This window comes from Acidiphilium sp. 34-64-41 (assembly GCF_002282635.1).
GTDB classification, from domain to species: Bacteria; Pseudomonadota; Alphaproteobacteria; order Acetobacterales; family Acetobacteraceae; genus Acidiphilium; species Acidiphilium rubrum.
Genome location: NZ_NCJX01000001.1, coordinates 109,488 through 125,387 on the forward strand (window position 1 = coordinate 109,488; position 15,900 = coordinate 125,387).

The window sequence follows — 15,900 nt, forward strand, 5'->3', positions numbered from 1 at the left end:
CGTGGCGGATGCAAATCTCGGAACGGAAGACCGTTTCGCTCATGATCCAGCGATAACACCGTTACCGGGCGGGTGCAACTTGGGGGTTGGGCAGTAGGAAGGAAGTCCTTCTTTTTTGTAAAAAAGAAGCAAAAAACTTTTTGACTCTGGGGCTCGGGCGTTTTCACCGCCACCGGCCCAGATGAACAAAGTTTTTTTTGCTTCTTTTTTGTTCACAAAAAAGAAGAGTCTTCCTCACGCCAGCGCGAACACCACCACAGCCTCCAGATGCACCGACCCCGCAAACTGATCGATCGGGCTGGCCGCCAGCACCTCATACCCAGCCTGGCGCAGCCATTTCGCCTCACGCGCCAGCGCTTCGGGATTGCAACTGACATAGATCACCCGCGGAATTTTCGCTTCGATGATCGCGCGCATCTGCGGCCCCGCGCCATCGAACGGCGGGTCGAGCACAATCCCGGCGGCGCCGGCGAATTCCTTGGCGGTCACCGGCCGGCGCGCCAGATCGCGGGTTTCGACGGTGATTTTACCGCTCAGCCCGGCAAGCCGCGCGCCGGCTTCAAGGGCCGCGCAGGCCGGTTTGCTGCCCTCGACCCCATGAACCCGCGCGTGCGCGGCGATCGCACCGGTCAGCGTGCCGATGCCGGCATAGAGTTCCACGATGCGGGATTTACGGGTCAGCCTGCCCGGCAGACCGGCGATCACGGCGGCGCGGATCGCAGCCTCACCCTCGCGGGTCGGTTGCAGAAAAGCGCCCGGCGGCGGTGCCACGGTCAACCCGCCCACATCCAGCGTAATCGCATGCACCACGAGCACGGGTTCATCGCCCAGGCTGATGCGCGCAAGGCCGTGGGCGCGGGCGAAAGCGACCAGCCAGGAGCGATCCGCCGCCGTCGCCTCGCCATCCAGCACCACCGACACATCGAGCCCGGTATCGATCGCGTTGATCAGCACACTGCCGGTCTTGCGAAATCCGGCGAGCTTGCCAAGCAACTCGCGCAGCGGGCCGATCAGGGCCGCAATCTCCGGCCGCGCCAGGGGGCATTCGGTGATATCGACCACGTCGCGCGAGCGCGCCGCGTGAAACCCGAGCCGAACCGCGCCGGCAACCCGCATCGCCGCGAAATCGACTCGGCGGCGCGTGCCCATCGGAATGAGCAGGAGCGGTGCAATCGGCGCATCAGGGTAGCCGGCATGCGCCAGCGCCTCCACCAGCGCCGCCCGCTTGGCCGCGGCGTAGCGCTCCGGTGGCACATCCTGCTCGGTACAGCCGCCGCAAACGTCGAAATGCCGGCAAACCGCCGGCACCGTTTCATACTCGATCATAGGTTCAGGTACCTTCCCGTGCCTCGATGATCACATGCGCATAGGCGTAGGGATATTCATCGGTCAGCGACACATGGATAAACGGCGTCTTTCCCGGCAAAATCAAGCGCGCCAGCTGCACCGCAGCCCCGCCGGTGAGCGCCATGGTGGGTTGGCCGGAGGGCAGATTGATCACGCCGAGGTCGGAGAAAAACACGCCGCGCCGAAACCCGGTGCCAAGCGCCTTCGCGCAGGCTTCCTTGGCGGCAAACCGCTTGGCGTAGCTCGATGCGCGCTGATGCGGCCGGCGTTCGGCGCGCCGTTGCTCGATTGCGGTGAAGATACGCCCGGTGAACCGATCGCCGAAGCGAGCCAGCGTCTCCTCGATCCGGCGGATATCACAAAGGTCGGAACCAATGCCGACAATCATGGCAACAACGCCGCAAAGCCCGACACCAAACAAACAAAAGTTTTTTGCGTCTTTTTTACAAAAAAGACGTCTTCCCGCCTTCCCTTCACGTCCGCGCCCGATCCACCTGCGCCACCCCGCCCGCCGCCCGCAACCCCGCAATCACCTGCGAGAGGTGCCGCAGGTCGCGCACTTCGACATCCATGAGGCATTCGAAAAAGTCCTGCTGGCGATGAACGATCTTCAAATTCGCGATGGCGCCATCCTGCTTGGAGACGGCATTGGCGAGGTTGGCGACCGCATTGGCGGCGTTGGCGGCAATCACGCTGATCCGCCCGGTGAACGGCCGGTCGCGCCCAGCGCCATCCTTGCCGCCGTCCTTCGCCTGGCCGAGCTGCGCGTAATCCCAATCGACATCGATGAAGCGTTCCGGCGTGGTGGCGAAAGTTTCCAGCGTCATGCAGTCGCGGGCGTGGATCGTCACACCCTTGCCGGTCGCGATGATGCCAACGATCTTATCGCCCGGCAGCGGATGGCAGCAGCCGGCGTAGTGAACCTCCATGCCGGAGATCAACCCGGTCAGCGGCAGTTCGTTCGAGCGTGCCGGCGGCCGGGCGGGGCGCGCGAGCATGCCAGGAACGATGCGCGAGGGCCGGGTTTCCCGCAGTTCGGGGTAGATCGCCTGCACCACGTCCTTCGCGCCCAGATTGCCGGTGCCGACCGCGACATACAAATCATCGAGGCTGACCTGTTTCAGCGCTTTCAAAGCGCCGTCCAGCACTTTTTCCGAACCATCCACCCCATCCTGGCGAAACGCCTTGGCCAGCGCCGCCTTGCCCTGATCGCGGTTCTGTTCGCGGACCTGGCTGGCCAGAAAGCGGCGGATGCGCGCGCGCGCCTTGCCGGTGACGACGAAGCGCTCCCACGATGGCGAAGGCGTGCCGCCGCGCGCGGTGAGAATCTCGACCTGATCGCCGTTCTGCAATTCATAGCGCAGCGGCATCAACCTTCCGTTGATCCGCGCGCCGACGCAGGTATCGCCGATCTGCGAGTGAACCGCGTAAGCAAAATCAACCGCGGTGGCCCCGCGCGGCAACTGGATCAGCTGGCCCTTCGGCGTGAAGCAGAAGACCTGGTCCTGATAGAGTTCGAGCTTGGTGTTTTCCAGGAATTCATCGGGGGCCGCCGAGTTCTCCAGAATCTCGAGCAAATCCTGCACCCAGCGGAATTGCTTCACGTCGGCGGGTGATGCGTCTTCCTGCTTATAGACCCAATGCGCAGCGACGCCGTTTTCCGCAATGGCGTGCATGTCCGGCGTGCGGATCTGCAATTCGATCTTCTGATTGCGCGGGTGGCGCAAGGTGACGCCGGTATGCAGCGACTGGTAATGGTTCGCCTTGGGCGTCGAGATATAGTCCTTGAACCGGCCCGCGATCACCGGGAACGCGGCGTGAATCGCACCGAGCGCCACATAACATTGCTCGCGCGACGGCACCAGAATGCGGAACGCCATGATGTCGGACAATTGCTCGAACGCGACATTGCGCCGCTGCATCTTCTCCCAGATCGAAAAGATCGATTTCTCACGGCCGGAAATATCGATCACCTCGACACCGGCGGCCGCAAAAATCCGCAGCAATTCGGCACGCACCTCGTCGATCACGTCCGCACCCTGACCGCGGAGGAAATTCATCCGCGCCTGGATCGAATCATAAGCCTCCGGGTCGAGCACGGCGAACGACAGGTTCTGCAGTTCGGTCTTCACACGGTCCATGCCGATGCGTTCGGCGAGCGGCGCATAGATTTCCATGGTCTCGCGCGCAATGCGCGCCCGGCGCTCCGGCTCGCGCATGAAATGGATGGTGCGCATATTGTGCAGCCGATCCGCCAGTTTGACGAGCAGGACCCTGATGTCCTTGCTCATCGCAAGCACCAGCTTGCGGAAATTTTCCGCCTGCTTCGTGCGGTCCGATTGCAGTTCCAGGCGCGTCAGCTTGGTCACGCCATCGACCAGCCCGGCCACCTCGGCACCGAACCGCGATTGCAGCGCCGGCAGCGTGACCTTGGTATCCTCGATCACATCGTGCAGCAGGGCGGTGATAATGCTGTCGCCATCGAGTCGGTAGCCGGCCAGAATATCGGCGACGGCGAGCGGATGGGTAATATAAGGATCGCCGTTTTCCCGGGTCTGGGCGGCGTGCGCCTCGGCGGCGATCGTATAGGCCTGATCGATCAAGCCGGGATCGATCTTGGCATCATAACTGCCAATCCGGCTCAGCAGGGGCAGGACGGCGTCGTGAAACACGCCCGGTCCGGTCGCAATGCCATCCGGCGCGGCGGCGGGCTGGTTCAACCCCATCCCGGCGCGCCGCACGGCCATTGAGTGCGGGCTCGGATCAGCGGCGCGGACGCCCGCCGCCAAGCTCCGCTTCGATCGCGGCCGCGATATCCTCGGACGTCATCTCCTCGGATTCGGCGGCAAGCGCTGCGGCTTCCTCCTCGGCGGAGACGTCCTGCAAGCCAAAAATATTCTGATCGGTCGGAATAAGATCCTGCACTTCCTCGTCGATCGGTTCCGGATCGGGCACGCGCGAGAGCGATTTGATCAAATCCTGCTCCAGCCCGCCGAAATCGACCGAAACATCGGCAATCTCGCGCAGCGCGACCACAGGGTTTTTATCGTTGTCACGATCGATCGTAATGGCGGCACCGCGCGCGAGGTTGCGGGCGCGCTGGGCGGCCAGCAAAACCAATTCGAACCGGTTCGGGATCTGCTCGATGCAATCTTCGACGGTAACGCGTGCCATGACAACTAACTCCATTTATCATGCGCTCAGCGGCGCATAACCCAATACTTCAACCAAAATATCTAGCAGACGGCACGCTGCAGCGCAACCGAAGTTCATGCGCAGCAACAATCACCACGGCATCATGGACCCCGCAGCGGGCTGGGGCAGCGCCGCTAGCAGCGCGGCCGCCGTCAAATCGAGGTCAGGATGCACCCAATCGGGCGCGATATCAAGAATAGGTTGCAGCACAAACGGCCGCAAATGAGCACGCGGGTGGGGCAACACCAGGGACGCCTCGGTGCAAATGATGCCATTGCAGTCGATCAAGTCCAGATCGAGCGTGCGGGCCGCATTGGCAACACTGCGCGTGCGGCCGAATTCGGCCTCGATTTTATGAAGCGATGCCAGCAGCCAGGCGGGGTCGGGCTCGCCCTCAAACCGAACGACGCCGTTGCAATAATCAGGCTGGCCATCGTCGCGTGGCACCGGCGCGCTGCGGTACCACCCCGAGAGAGCGACGAACCGAATGTCCGGCAGGTTTCGCAGCGCATGCACCGCCTGATCGCAGGTCGTGCGCGGCGAACCGCCCTCAGCGCCCGGCAGGTTCGCACCGATGGCGATCAGCAGCATTATTTCTACCCTGTACCTTCAAGACAGTTTCGCGTAAACGAATGACCACCATATCGATATTCAACTTGAATATTTAAATTTTCTGCGATTCGGAAGGTTCCGCCCATGCGTCTACTCCCTCACGAAAAGACCGCTCTGTTTATCGATGGTGCCAATCTTTACGCAGCCTCTCGTGCCGTGGGATTTGACGTCGATTACCGTCGACTTCTCGATTTTTTTGGTAACGTCAACCTGATTCGTGCGTATTACTACTCCGCACTGCTCGACACCGAAGAATATTCGCCGCTCAAACCTTTGACCGACTGGCTAGCCTATAACGGCTATACATTGGTGACCAAGCCCGCCAAGGAATTCACCGATGGTGCAGGCCGGCGCCGGGTCAAAGGCAACATGGATATCGAACTCGCGATCGATATGCTCGAAATGGCGCCGCACATCGACCACGCGATCCTGTTTTCCGGCGATTCCGACTTCCGCCGCCTGGTCGAAGCGGTCCAACGGCGCGGCGTGCGCGTATCGGTGGTCTCGACTATCAAGACCGCACCGCCGATGATCGCCGATGAACTGCGTCGGCAGGCAGACCAATTTGTTGAACTATCCGACATCGCCGGCGATTTCACCCGCCGCCAGACCGAGCCCCGCCAACGCCCGCAGCGCGCTGAGGTCGAAGTCGAATAATCCCGCCATGCCCGCCGCGGCCGGCGTAGAACCGGCAAAAAACTGCCCGCTCTGCCCGCGCCTCGCCGCGTTTCGCACCGAAAACCGCCAAAAATTCCCCGATTGGCATAACGCGCCGGTGCCATGCTTCGGCGATACCGGTGCGCGCCTGCTCATCGTCGGGCTCGCACCAGGCGTGCGCGGCGCCAACCGCACCGGCCGACCCTTCACGGGCGATTTCGCCGGCAAACTGCTCTACGAAACCCTCCTGAAATACGGCTTCGCCACCGGCCAGTACCACGAGCGGCCCGATGACGGGCTCACCCTGCACCACTGCCGCATCATCAACGCCGTCCGCTGCGTGCCGCCGGAAAACAAACCGCTACCCGCCGAAATCGCCACCTGCAACCAATTCCTCCAGGCCGAAATCGCCCGCATGCCGAACCTGCGCGCAATCCTCGCCCTGGGCGGCATCGCACACCAAGCCAGCCTGCGCGCGTTCGGACTGAAGCCAGGCTTCGCAAAATTCGCCCACGGCACCACAACAATCCTGCCAAGCGGCATAACCCTCACCGATAGCTTCCACGTCTCACGACTCAATACCAACACCGGCCGCCTCACCACACCCATGTTCGAAGCCATCATCGCCTCACTGCAACACTGATCCCCGCGTCCCCCACACGCCGGTTGGTATTATCACGCGAGACCGTTAAACCCGGCGTATGAACGTCCCGCCGCGATTGTTGCTGCCCGATGCGCCGTCGCTGGTGACGGCCCATGGCCGTGCCGCCATCCTGACGGCCGAGGGCGAGTTGCTTACGCTCGATGCCGAAGCAGCGCGGGCCGCCTTGCGCGGATTGCCACCACCGATCGTGATCCATGCGCCGGCGACGCTCAAGCGTCTCGGCACCACGCTGCGCACACTCGATCTGCTGGAACTATTCGCCTTCGTCATGCCCGCACAGCCCTTGGCCCCCACCCCCGCGGCCCTCGCCCGCGCGCTCGACATGGAACCGCCGCAGACCATCGAGGCCGCCGCGGCGATGCTGCCCGATTTCGCCAGCGCCTTATTGACCAGGCTGGCCCAGGGCAGAACCCTGCGCATGAACCGTCACGCCGCCGGACTCGCGGCGCTGATGGGCAGCGCCGGATGGCCCTGGGCCAAAGCGGTGGCCGCGGCGCTCGACGATGCGGCAGCCCGGCCCGACCGGGCGTTGTTGCGCCTGTGGTCGATCCTGCCGGAATGGGACGATGAGGCGCCCCGCCCGCCGCCATCCTCGTTCGCGGTGGCGCCGGATGCGGCCCGCGCCCGGCTGGCCGATCTGCTGGGCGATCAAGCGGAGCAGCGCCCGGCGCAATCGGATTATGCATCCGCCGCAACCGCCGCGTTCGCCCCGGCCGCGACCGAGGGCGCGCCGCATTGCGTGCTGGCCGAGGCGGGTACCGGCACGGGCAAGACCCTCGGCTACCTCGCGCCCGCCTCGCTCTGGGCCGAGCGCAACCAGGGTGCCGTCTGGATTTCGACCTACACGCGCCATTTGCAGCGCCAGATCGAGCAGGAACTGGCGCGCCTGGAGCCAGACCCGGTCAAGCTGCGCAACCGCGTGGTGCTGCGCAAGGGGCGCGAGAATTACCTCTGCCTGCTCAATTACGAGGACGCGGTGAACAATGCCGGGGCGAATCTGGTCGCCCTTGGCCTGATCGCCCGCTGGGCGCTGGTGTCAAACGATCACGACGTCGCGGGCGGCGACCTGCCGGGCTGGTTTGCCGAATTGTTCGGCACCGCGCTGCTGCCTCAGATCGCCGATCGGCGCGGCGAATGCATCCACGGCGCCTGCCCGCATTTCAAGCGCTGCACGATCGAGCACGTGATCCGCCGCGCGCGCGGTGCCGACCTCGTGATCGCCAACCATGCCCTGGTCATGGCGCAGGCGGTGTGGGGCGGGCTCGATGATAACAGCGTGCCGACCCGCTACGTGTTCGATGAAGGGCATCATCTGTTCGATGCCGCCGATTCCGCGTTTTCGGCCGAATTATCCGGCATCGAGATGGCGGAGTTGCGGCGCTGGCTGCTGGGCGCCGAGGGTGGCCGCTCACGCGCGCGCGGCATCGCGCCGCGGATCGCCGATCTGGTCGAGGCCGATGAAACCCTGGCGGCCCCGCTGGAGGCGGCGCTGATCGCAGCACGCGTGCTGCCCGGATCGGCGTTTTTCGCCCGCCTCGGCGCCGCCGGCGGCGTCGAACTCGACAGTATCGGCACCGGCACGGCCGAGGCGTTTCTGAGCGCGCTGGTCACCCAGGCGCGCGCCCGCGCCAAACCGGCCGACCGCGAATCCAGCCTCGATTTCGAGGTCGATCTGCACCCGGTCGAACCCGCCTTGGCCGATGCGGCGGCGGCGCTGGAACGCGCCCTCGCCCGGCTCGAAACACCGCTCAAGGCCATCCGCGAGCGGTTGCTGGCACGCCTCGATGAGGAAGCCGCCACAATCGAAGAGCGCGACCGCCAGCGGATCGAGGCGATGGCCCGCAGCCTGCGCCGCCGCGCGCTCGATCAACTGGCCGCCTGGCGGCGCATGCTGGCCGCGACCAGCGCTGCACCGCCCGCGCCCGGCGAGCGGCCGCGCAACGTGCTGTTCATCCGCCTGGGGCGCGATGCGGCGCTGCTCTCGCATCTGCTCGACCCAACCGAAGCGTTCGCCGAAATCGTCGCCACGCCCGCCCACGGCCTGCTGATCACCTCCGCCACCCTGCGCGACAACGCGAGCGAGGCCGCGCCCGAAGCCGGCTGGCGCGGCGCCGAAGCGCGCAGCGGTGCCCGTTATCTGCCCAACCCCGCAATCCGCGCCGGCTTCGCCTCGCCGTTCGACTACCCGGCCCAAACCCGCATTTTCGTGGTGCGCGATGCCCCGCGCGACAATATCGAAGGTCTGGCCGCCGCATTCCGCGCCCTGTTCCTGGCATCGGGCGGCGGCGCGCTGGGTCTGTTCACCGCGATTTCGCGCCTGCGCGCCGTCCAGTCCCGCATCGCGCCGGCGCTGGAGGCGGAAAACATTCCGCTCTATGCCCAGCATGTCGATGTCATGAACAATGCCACGCTGGTCGATGTGTTCCGGGCCGAGCAGAATGCCTGTCTATTAGGCACGGATGCGATGCGCGATGGCGTCGATGTCCCCGGCAACGCCCTGCGCCTGGTGGTGTTCGAGCGCACGCCCTGGCCGCGGCCGGATATTCTGCACCGGGTCCGCCGCGCCCATCTCGCGGATGGCGATGCCAAAGCCTATGACGACGCCATCGTCCGCCTCCGCCTGCGCCAGGGATTCGGCCGCCTGATCCGCCGCGCGAGCGACCGCGGCGTGTTCGTCCTGCTCGATCGGGCGTTTCCCTCGCGCCTGGAATCAGCATTTCCGCCGGACGTGATCGTGCAGCGGATCGGCCTCGCCGAAACGGTAGCCTCGGTCGCCGCGTTCTTTGCGCCGCCGAATTTGTAGCAAAACTGCAACAGTCTGAGCCAATCGGGCATTCCAGCGCGTCTTGCGGTCGCACATGTCGCGTTTGGCATATTGTTTGCTGATATACGACGCGACGTGTCGGAAACTTACGACATGCCGCCATGGTTTCATCGGTCGGCGATGAAAATAACGGCATGTGGCGTAATAAAAGATCAAACAGGAGCGATTATGTTTGCTGAAATCACAACCGGGCCGCGAAAGTCGAAACGTGCGGCGCTACTGGGCCTTGGCTTTGGCGCTGCCGCTTCGTTGCTGGCTCTCCACTCCGCCGAGGCCTTCAACGGCCCGACCGCGATCAACATTGATGGCGGACCCCTCGGACCGCTCGCGCTGACCGGCGGGGCGGATGGATATCTCTACGGCCTGTCGGGTACCGGTAATTCCGCCAATTACGGCCTGCTCGGCACCGACAAGGCGACCGGCGCCGAATTCCTCAACGGGTTGATCCAGGTTCAGAAGGCCAGCGGCTTGCTGCAATTCACCATCGAGGTCGGCGCCACCAACGCCTTGATCCTGGGCGGCAAGCCGAACTCAACCTCAGTGCAGACGTTCTCGACCGGCCCACTCTATGCTGGCTACCTCACGCTGGCGCCAACCAAGAGCCTGTCGATTTCGGCCGGGCAGCTCGGCTCGCAGGAAGGCTATGAATCAGGCGTCGACTGGAACAACGCCAATTTGTTGACCACCGATATCTTCGCGGTCGAAAATTCGCAGAGCCGCGGCATCGAAGCGACCTACACGGTCGGCCCGGTCGCCGCGACGATCGAATACGGCGATGGGTTCGACACCGGCGTGTGGAACTTCGTCCAGGCGCTCGCGACCTACACGATCAACAGCAACAACGTGCTCAACGTTTTCGGCGCCACCAACCTGGGCCGCACCGGCCCGAATGCCCATATCTATGGCTCGGCGACCACACCGTACAACCAGTCGTTCGTCGGCGGATACGGCCCCTATTACGTCAATTCGACCATGCTGGGTGCCTACTACAGCTACACCATGGGCAATCTGAACCTCGTGCCCGAAGTTCAATACGTCTATGCCAAGCCCGACGCGATCCTGGCGACGCAGTCGGGAAACCCGGCACTCAACAAATTCTCCAGCAATTTCGGCGCGGCACTGTTCGCCGACTACCAGTTCGGCAAGTCGGACTACTCGCTGGGCGGCTGGGGCGAATATTTCACCTCCAACGGTCCGGACAACTGGTTCATCAACCCGGGTGCCCAGGGCGTCGGGATCTCCGTCTCCCCCACCTGGCAGGACAAGAACCTGTTCGTGCGCGGCGATGTCGGGCTGATGCATCTGACCAAATTCAGCAACAACGGATCACGCGGCTACGGCAACGACGGCGGCAGCCGCAACCAGGCCGATTTCGTCGTCGAAGCCGGCGTGCTGTTCTGATCGAGGCGGCGCGCGGCAAGCCCCGCGCGCCTACCCGGCTGGTTTCCGATCAAGACCCATCGAACCCATCGCCACCGGCGATGCTTCAGCCATGATCGGCGCAAACGCCCGTTCGACGCTTTCCGGGTCATGCGATATGGCGCGCAGATAGCTCGTCGCGGCGGTGTCGGGCTGGCGTTTGCCGATCTCCCAGTTGCGCAGCGCCTCGATCTCGAACCCGTAGCGAGCGGCAAACTGCGCACGGGTCACGCCGAGGCGTCGCCGGAGCTGCCTTATATCGATCGGCGCGGTATCCAGCATCGCGGCCGCAAACCCGGTCGAGCGAAGCACACCGAGCAGACCGGCCGGATCATCGACATGCGGCAACGCGACCACCGCGCGACCCTGCGTGATGACCTCCTCGATCACCCGCTTGGCCCGCAGCAGGCTCAACCCACCACCGACCAGCGCGATGGCGGCATCGACGCGCGCCGGCGCGCCCCGATCATCCACCCGATCATCCACCCGATCATCCACCCGATCATCCAATATGCGGGGGGCATGTCCCGGATGGGCCCCAGTCGTTCGAACCGCGCCTTCAACGATGATTTCATCGCAATCCAACCTTTCCATCATCACCTGCGCCAGCGCCATCAAATTGCCGGCGCCGACCAGGTTTGCCCGCGGCCCCTGCATATGCGTCCGGCGCAGAACCAACGACCGATCATGAAAGTCCGGCTCAGCCAGAATCTTGATCACACCGGACGGGGTCTCGACCACGATGGCGACAACCGCATCCTGCGACAGATCATCGATGATCGCGAAGCTGATGCCACCGCGCCACCCTCCTGTCTTACTATGGTCCAATGGCCCACCACTTTCAAGAACCCCTGCCCGCTTCGGCAAGACACGCGCGCCACGCCACACCGCACAAACCGGAGTCCAAAAGTTTTTTGGTTCTTTTTTCCAAAAAAGAACGGCTTCCTACCCCACCGCCTCCAGCGCCGCCTCAACCTCCAGCCACACCGCTTCCGCCGCCGCGATCTCGCCGCCGATCACGCCGAGCCGCTGCTGGATCGCGGTAATCTCGTCGGATTTCGCCCGTGCGTAGAAATCGGCATCCGCGAGTTTCGCCTCCAGCTTGCGCTTCTCGGCTTCCAGCGTGCGGATCGTCTTCTCGGCGTCGCGGCCGCGCTTGCGCAGCGGCGCGGTGGCTTCGCGGGCTTCGGCGCGGGCCTTGCGGTCCTCCTTGGTCTGCGGCGCGGATTTGCGATCCTGTGCGGTCCCCGCCGATTTCTGCGTGATCAGGCGCCGGTACGCCTCAAGATCATCGTCATACGCCTCGACCTTGCCACCCGAAACCAGCATCAGCCGGTCCGCCACCAGATCGATCAAATGCGTATCATGCGTCACCAGAATGACCGCACCCGGAAAATCGGTCAGCGCGCGCACCAGCGCCTCGCGCGCGTCGATATCGAGGTGATTGGTCGGTTCATCGAGAATGAGCACCTGCGGCGCATCCCGCGTCGCCAGCGCCAGCAGCAGCCGCGCCTTCTCACCGCCCGAAAGCTGACCCACCTTGGTATCGACCCGCGCGGCATCCAGCCCGAACCGCGCCGCCTGCGCGCGCACCTGCGTCGGCGTTGCGTTCGGCAGCACGCGCGACAGATGCAGCAACGGCGTGTCATCCAGGTGCAGATCATCCTCCTGATGCTGCGCGAAATACCCCACCGTGATGCCGCGGGTGCGAAAACTGCTGCCGCTCATCGGGTCGAGCCGGCCGGCCAGCGCCTTGGCCAAGGTCGACTTGCCGTTGCCGTTCGCCCCCAGCAGCGCGATGCGGTCCTCCATATCGATCCGCAGCGACACGCCCGAGAGCACGGTCCGCTCACCATACCCCAGCGAAACCCGGTCGAGCGAAAGCAGCGGCGGCGCCAATTCGCGCGGTTCGGGAAAATTGAACCGCGTCGGGCTGTCTTCCACAATGGTATCGATCATCGGCATTTTCTGCAGCGCCTTCAGGCGGGACTGCGCCTGCCGCGCCTTGCTCGCCTTGGCGCGGAACCGATCGACATAGCTCTGCATGTGCGCGCGTTGCTCGGCAATCTTGGCCGCCGCCCGGTTCTGCTGCTCGGCCCGCTCGGTGCGAATGCGCACGAACTCCGCAAACCCACCCGGCGTGAGCGTAATCTTGCCGCGATCAAGATGCGCAATGCTGTCGACCGCGCGATCGAGCAGGTCACGATCATGCGACACCATCAACACGGCACCGGTAAACCGGGCGAGCCAGTTTTCGAGCCAGAGCGTCGCCTCAAGGTCCAGATGATTGGTCGGCTCGTCAAGCAGCAACAGATCGGGTGCCGCGAACAGCGCGGCCGCGAGGGCAACACGCATGCGCCACCCGCCGGAGAAACTCGACATCGCACGGTTCTGGGCGGCATCATCGAAACCAAGGCCGGCAAGAATCGCCCCGGCGCGCGCGGTCGCACTGTCGGCATCGATGGTGATCAACCGGTCATGGATTTCGCCCAACCGCTCGGGCGCAGCGTGTTCCGCCTCGGTGAGCAGCGCCGCCCGCTCGACATCGGCGGCCAGCACCACCTCGATCGGCGTGATCGGCCCGGCCGGCGCTTCCTGCGCGACCGAACCCATTTTGGCCCGGTTGGCCAGGCGGATGGTACCGCCATCGAGCGTATGAATGCCCTGGATCAGCTTGAGCAGGGTCGCTTGCGGCCAGGATCGACCGTGAGTGCCGCATTTTCGAGCAGCGCACGGCCGGCGATGCTGAACGACAGGTTTTCGATGCGAAGGAGGCTCATGCCCGCTTGCTAACCCAGCACGCGGGGCTTGCCCATACCGGACAGGGCGGCTATGGCCGCCCCGACTCTCGAACCTTCCGACAAAAACCCTGAAAAGAGACCCCAATGGCCATCGAACACACGCTCTCGATCATCAAACCCGACGCAACCCGCCGCAACCTGACCGGCGCCATCAACGCCAAATTCGAGGCCGCCGGCCTGCGCATCGTCGCCCAGAAGCGCATCCACCTCACCAAAGCACAAGCCGAAACCTTCTACGGCGTCCACAAGGAACGCCCGTTCTTCGGCGGCCTGGTCACTTTCATGACCTCCGGCCCGGTGGTCGCCCAGGTGCTCGAAGGTGAAGGCGCGGTCGCCAAGAACCGCGAGATCATGGGTGCAACCGACCCGAAAAAAGCCGCCGCCGGCACCATTCGCGCCGAATTCGCCGAAGACATCGAAGCCAATTCCGTGCATGGCTCGGATGCGGCTGATACCGCAGCGCACGAGATTGCCTTCTTCTTCGCCGGCATCGAAATCGTCGGCTGACATCGTCAAAAGGGGGCGCAAGCCCCCTTGTTCGCGCCGGTTCAGCCCTGATGCAGCGGCCAGACCAGCATGATCAACGGCACCGCAACCACCAGACTGACCACACTCAGCGGCAGGCCCAGCCGCCAGTAATCGCCAAACCGGTAGCCGCCCGGCCCCATCACCAATATGTTGCATTGATGCCCAGTAGGCACCACCATCGGCAGCGCCGCTCCAACCGCGACGGCCATCAACAATGGGTCGATCCCGACATGCAGCCCATGCGCCACACCCACCGCGACCGGCGCCATCAGCACCGCCGTCGCGGCATGATTGACGACATTCGATAAAATCATCGTCACCAGCAACATCAACGCGACCACGCCGAAGCTCGGCAAATGATGCGCCACATCAATGAACAGCGCAGCGATGGTCTTCGCCCCGCCGGTCTGCTGCAACGCCTGCCCGACAGGGATGATCGCGCCGAGCAGCACGATAACCGGCCACTCCACCGCATCATAAACCGCGCGCGGCGAGATCAAGCGCGCCAGCACCATCGCCAGCGCACCGCTGGCAAACGCCACGTCCGATGGCAGCACGCGCGTCGCGGCCAGCGTGATCGCGACGGCGAAAATCCCGAGCGCGGTGGCAATCCGCGCCGGCTTGCCAACGCGGATGGCGCGCTCAGCCAGCGGCAGGCAACCCAGTTGCGTCATCACCTCGTCCAGGGTTTCGGCATCGCCTTGCAGCAACAGGATGTCGCTCGCCTGCAGCGGTATGGCCGAGTGCCGACCCTTGATCCGCTCGCCCTGCCGCGCCACCGCCAGCAGGTTGACACCATACCACCGGCGCAACCCGAGTGACGCCGCCGATTTACCGATCAGCCGCGATTCCGGCTGCACCACGCATTCGACGATGTCGATATCGTTCGATTTCAGAAAATCATCCTCGATGTCCTTGTCCGATGCCAGGGTGAGCTTCGCGGTATCGAGCAGGATCGTCAGATTATCGGCATCCGCCTCGATTACCAGATGATCGCCCGCCTGCATCCGATGATGCCGGCGCGGGGCGACCCGCCGATCCGCGCCATGCACCAGGCCAATGATCGCAAAACTCGCCTCGATGGCTTCCTCAAGTTCGCCGATCGTCTTGCCGTCGAACGGGCTGCCCGCGGGAAGTTCCGCCTCGGTGAGATATTTCGCCATGCCGTAATGCTCGTCCTGCCCCTTGGCGCTCTGGCGCTCCGGCACCAGAAACCGGCTGAACAGCGCCATGAAAACAAGCCCCGCAACCGCGACACCGGCGCCGACCGGGGTGAACGAAAACATCGTGAAGCCGCCGTTGCCCAGTTGGCCCCGATACGCCGCGATGATGATGTTCGGCGACGTGCCGATCAACGTGGTCATGCCGCCCAGAAACGCGCTGAAGCCGAGCGGCATCAGAAACCGCGAAACGCTGGTGCCGCTGCGCCGGGCAAGCTGGATCGCAACCGGCATGAACACGCCGATCGAGCCGGTATCGTTGATCAGCGCCGAGCTGACCGCCTCCGCCCCGGTCAGCGCGATCAATTGTCCGGACGGCGTTTTCGCGGCGCGGCCCAGCCATTTGGCCAGCAGATCGACCACACCGGACTGCCACATGGCGTGTCCCATGATCAGCACCGAAGCGACCGTGATCACCGCCGGGTTGGCGAAGCCGGCGAATACCGCATCGGGCTTCAGCACGTGGGTCATCGCCAGAACCATCAGCGCCAGCACCGCGACCAGATCGTAGCGGATGATATTGGTCAAAAACAGCACCAGCGTGGCACCGATCACCGCAAAAACGATCATCTGGTCGAGCGGCATCGTGGCTCCATCCTGGGCGACATATTCGGTTGTGTGGCAAGGCCAAGC

At 64.2% G+C, this 15,900-nt stretch carries 12 protein-coding genes and 1 pseudogene; 5 read left to right on the forward strand and 8 right to left on the reverse strand.

Annotation, left to right across the window (positions count from 1 at the left end; all coding sequences use genetic code 11):
* Positions 1-234 precede the first annotated feature (234 nt).
* The 5 genes from B7X49_RS00505 to folK all read right to left on the reverse strand — a co-directional run bounded on the left by B7X49_RS00505 (position 235) and on the right by folK (position 5,133).
* A complete protein-coding gene (locus B7X49_RS00505) occupies positions 235-1,326 on the reverse strand; it encodes a class I SAM-dependent RNA methyltransferase (protein ID WP_286702362.1) in 1,092 nt (363 codons plus the stop codon).
* 4 nt (positions 1,327-1,330) lie between these two features.
* Positions 1,331-1,735: a holo-ACP synthase gene (acpS, locus tag B7X49_RS00510; RefSeq protein WP_029311324.1), complete on the reverse strand. Its 405-nt coding sequence runs from the start codon at positions 1,733-1,735 to the stop codon at positions 1,331-1,333.
* A gap of 85 nt (positions 1,736-1,820) precedes the next feature.
* Positions 1,821-4,073: a bifunctional (p)ppGpp synthetase/guanosine-3',5'-bis(diphosphate) 3'-pyrophosphohydrolase gene (locus B7X49_RS00515; RefSeq protein WP_286837716.1), complete on the reverse strand. Its 2,253-nt coding sequence runs from the start codon at positions 4,071-4,073 to the stop codon at positions 1,821-1,823.
* 37 nt (positions 4,074-4,110) lie between these two features.
* Entirely contained in the window at positions 4,111-4,521 is a 411-nt protein-coding gene (gene rpoZ, locus B7X49_RS00520; RefSeq protein ID WP_029311326.1) for a DNA-directed RNA polymerase subunit omega, read from the reverse strand.
* A gap of 111 nt (positions 4,522-4,632) precedes the next feature.
* The gene (gene folK, locus B7X49_RS00525) at positions 4,633-5,133 is read right to left on the reverse strand and encodes a 2-amino-4-hydroxy-6-hydroxymethyldihydropteridine diphosphokinase (protein ID WP_286702363.1); all 501 of its coding nucleotides are present in this window, start codon (positions 5,131-5,133) and stop codon (positions 4,633-4,635) included.
* Between the two features lie 105 nt (positions 5,134-5,238).
* Here folK and B7X49_RS00530 point away from each other — a divergent pair, with 105 nt between their 5' ends.
* The 4 genes from B7X49_RS00530 to B7X49_RS00545 all read left to right on the forward strand — a co-directional run bounded on the left by B7X49_RS00530 (position 5,239) and on the right by B7X49_RS00545 (position 10,700).
* Positions 5,239-5,811: an NYN domain-containing protein gene (locus B7X49_RS00530; protein ID WP_029311328.1), complete on the forward strand. Its 573-nt coding sequence runs from the start codon at positions 5,239-5,241 to the stop codon at positions 5,809-5,811.
* Between the two features lie 7 nt (positions 5,812-5,818).
* Positions 5,819-6,454, forward strand: a complete 636-nt coding sequence (locus B7X49_RS00535; protein ID WP_286702364.1) for a uracil-DNA glycosylase — start codon at positions 5,819-5,821, stop codon at positions 6,452-6,454.
* A gap of 58 nt (positions 6,455-6,512) precedes the next feature.
* The gene (locus B7X49_RS00540) at positions 6,513-9,278 is read left to right on the forward strand and encodes an ATP-dependent DNA helicase (RefSeq protein WP_286702365.1); all 2,766 of its coding nucleotides are present in this window, start codon (positions 6,513-6,515) and stop codon (positions 9,276-9,278) included.
* A gap of 189 nt (positions 9,279-9,467) precedes the next feature.
* Positions 9,468-10,700 carry an outer membrane beta-barrel protein gene (locus B7X49_RS00545; RefSeq protein ID WP_286702366.1) on the forward strand — a complete coding sequence of 411 codons (1,233 nt, stop codon included), beginning with the start codon at positions 9,468-9,470 and terminating at the stop codon, positions 10,698-10,700.
* Between the two features lie 30 nt (positions 10,701-10,730).
* Here B7X49_RS00545 and B7X49_RS00550 read toward each other — a convergent pair whose 3' ends face one another.
* Both B7X49_RS00550 and B7X49_RS00555 read right to left on the reverse strand, forming a co-directional pair.
* Positions 10,731-11,546, reverse strand: a complete 816-nt coding sequence (locus B7X49_RS00550) for a DNA-binding transcriptional regulator (protein WP_286837539.1) — start codon at positions 11,544-11,546, stop codon at positions 10,731-10,733.
* Positions 11,547-11,663: 117 nt separating this feature from the next.
* Positions 11,664-13,498, reverse strand: a pseudogene (locus tag B7X49_RS00555) (ABC-F family ATP-binding cassette domain-containing protein).
* A gap of 105 nt (positions 13,499-13,603) precedes the next feature.
* Between B7X49_RS00555 and ndk the strand changes: the two are divergent.
* The gene (ndk, locus tag B7X49_RS00560; RefSeq protein WP_029311335.1) at positions 13,604-14,026 is read left to right on the forward strand and encodes a nucleoside-diphosphate kinase; all 423 of its coding nucleotides are present in this window, start codon (positions 13,604-13,606) and stop codon (positions 14,024-14,026) included.
* A 41-nt stretch (positions 14,027-14,067) separates the two neighbouring features.
* Here the strand turns inward: ndk and B7X49_RS00565 are convergent, their stop codons facing one another.
* Positions 14,068-15,852 carry an SLC13 family permease gene (locus tag B7X49_RS00565; RefSeq protein WP_286702370.1) on the reverse strand — a complete coding sequence of 595 codons (1,785 nt, stop codon included), beginning with the start codon at positions 15,850-15,852 and terminating at the stop codon, positions 14,068-14,070.
* Positions 15,853-15,900: the final 48 nt, after the last annotated feature.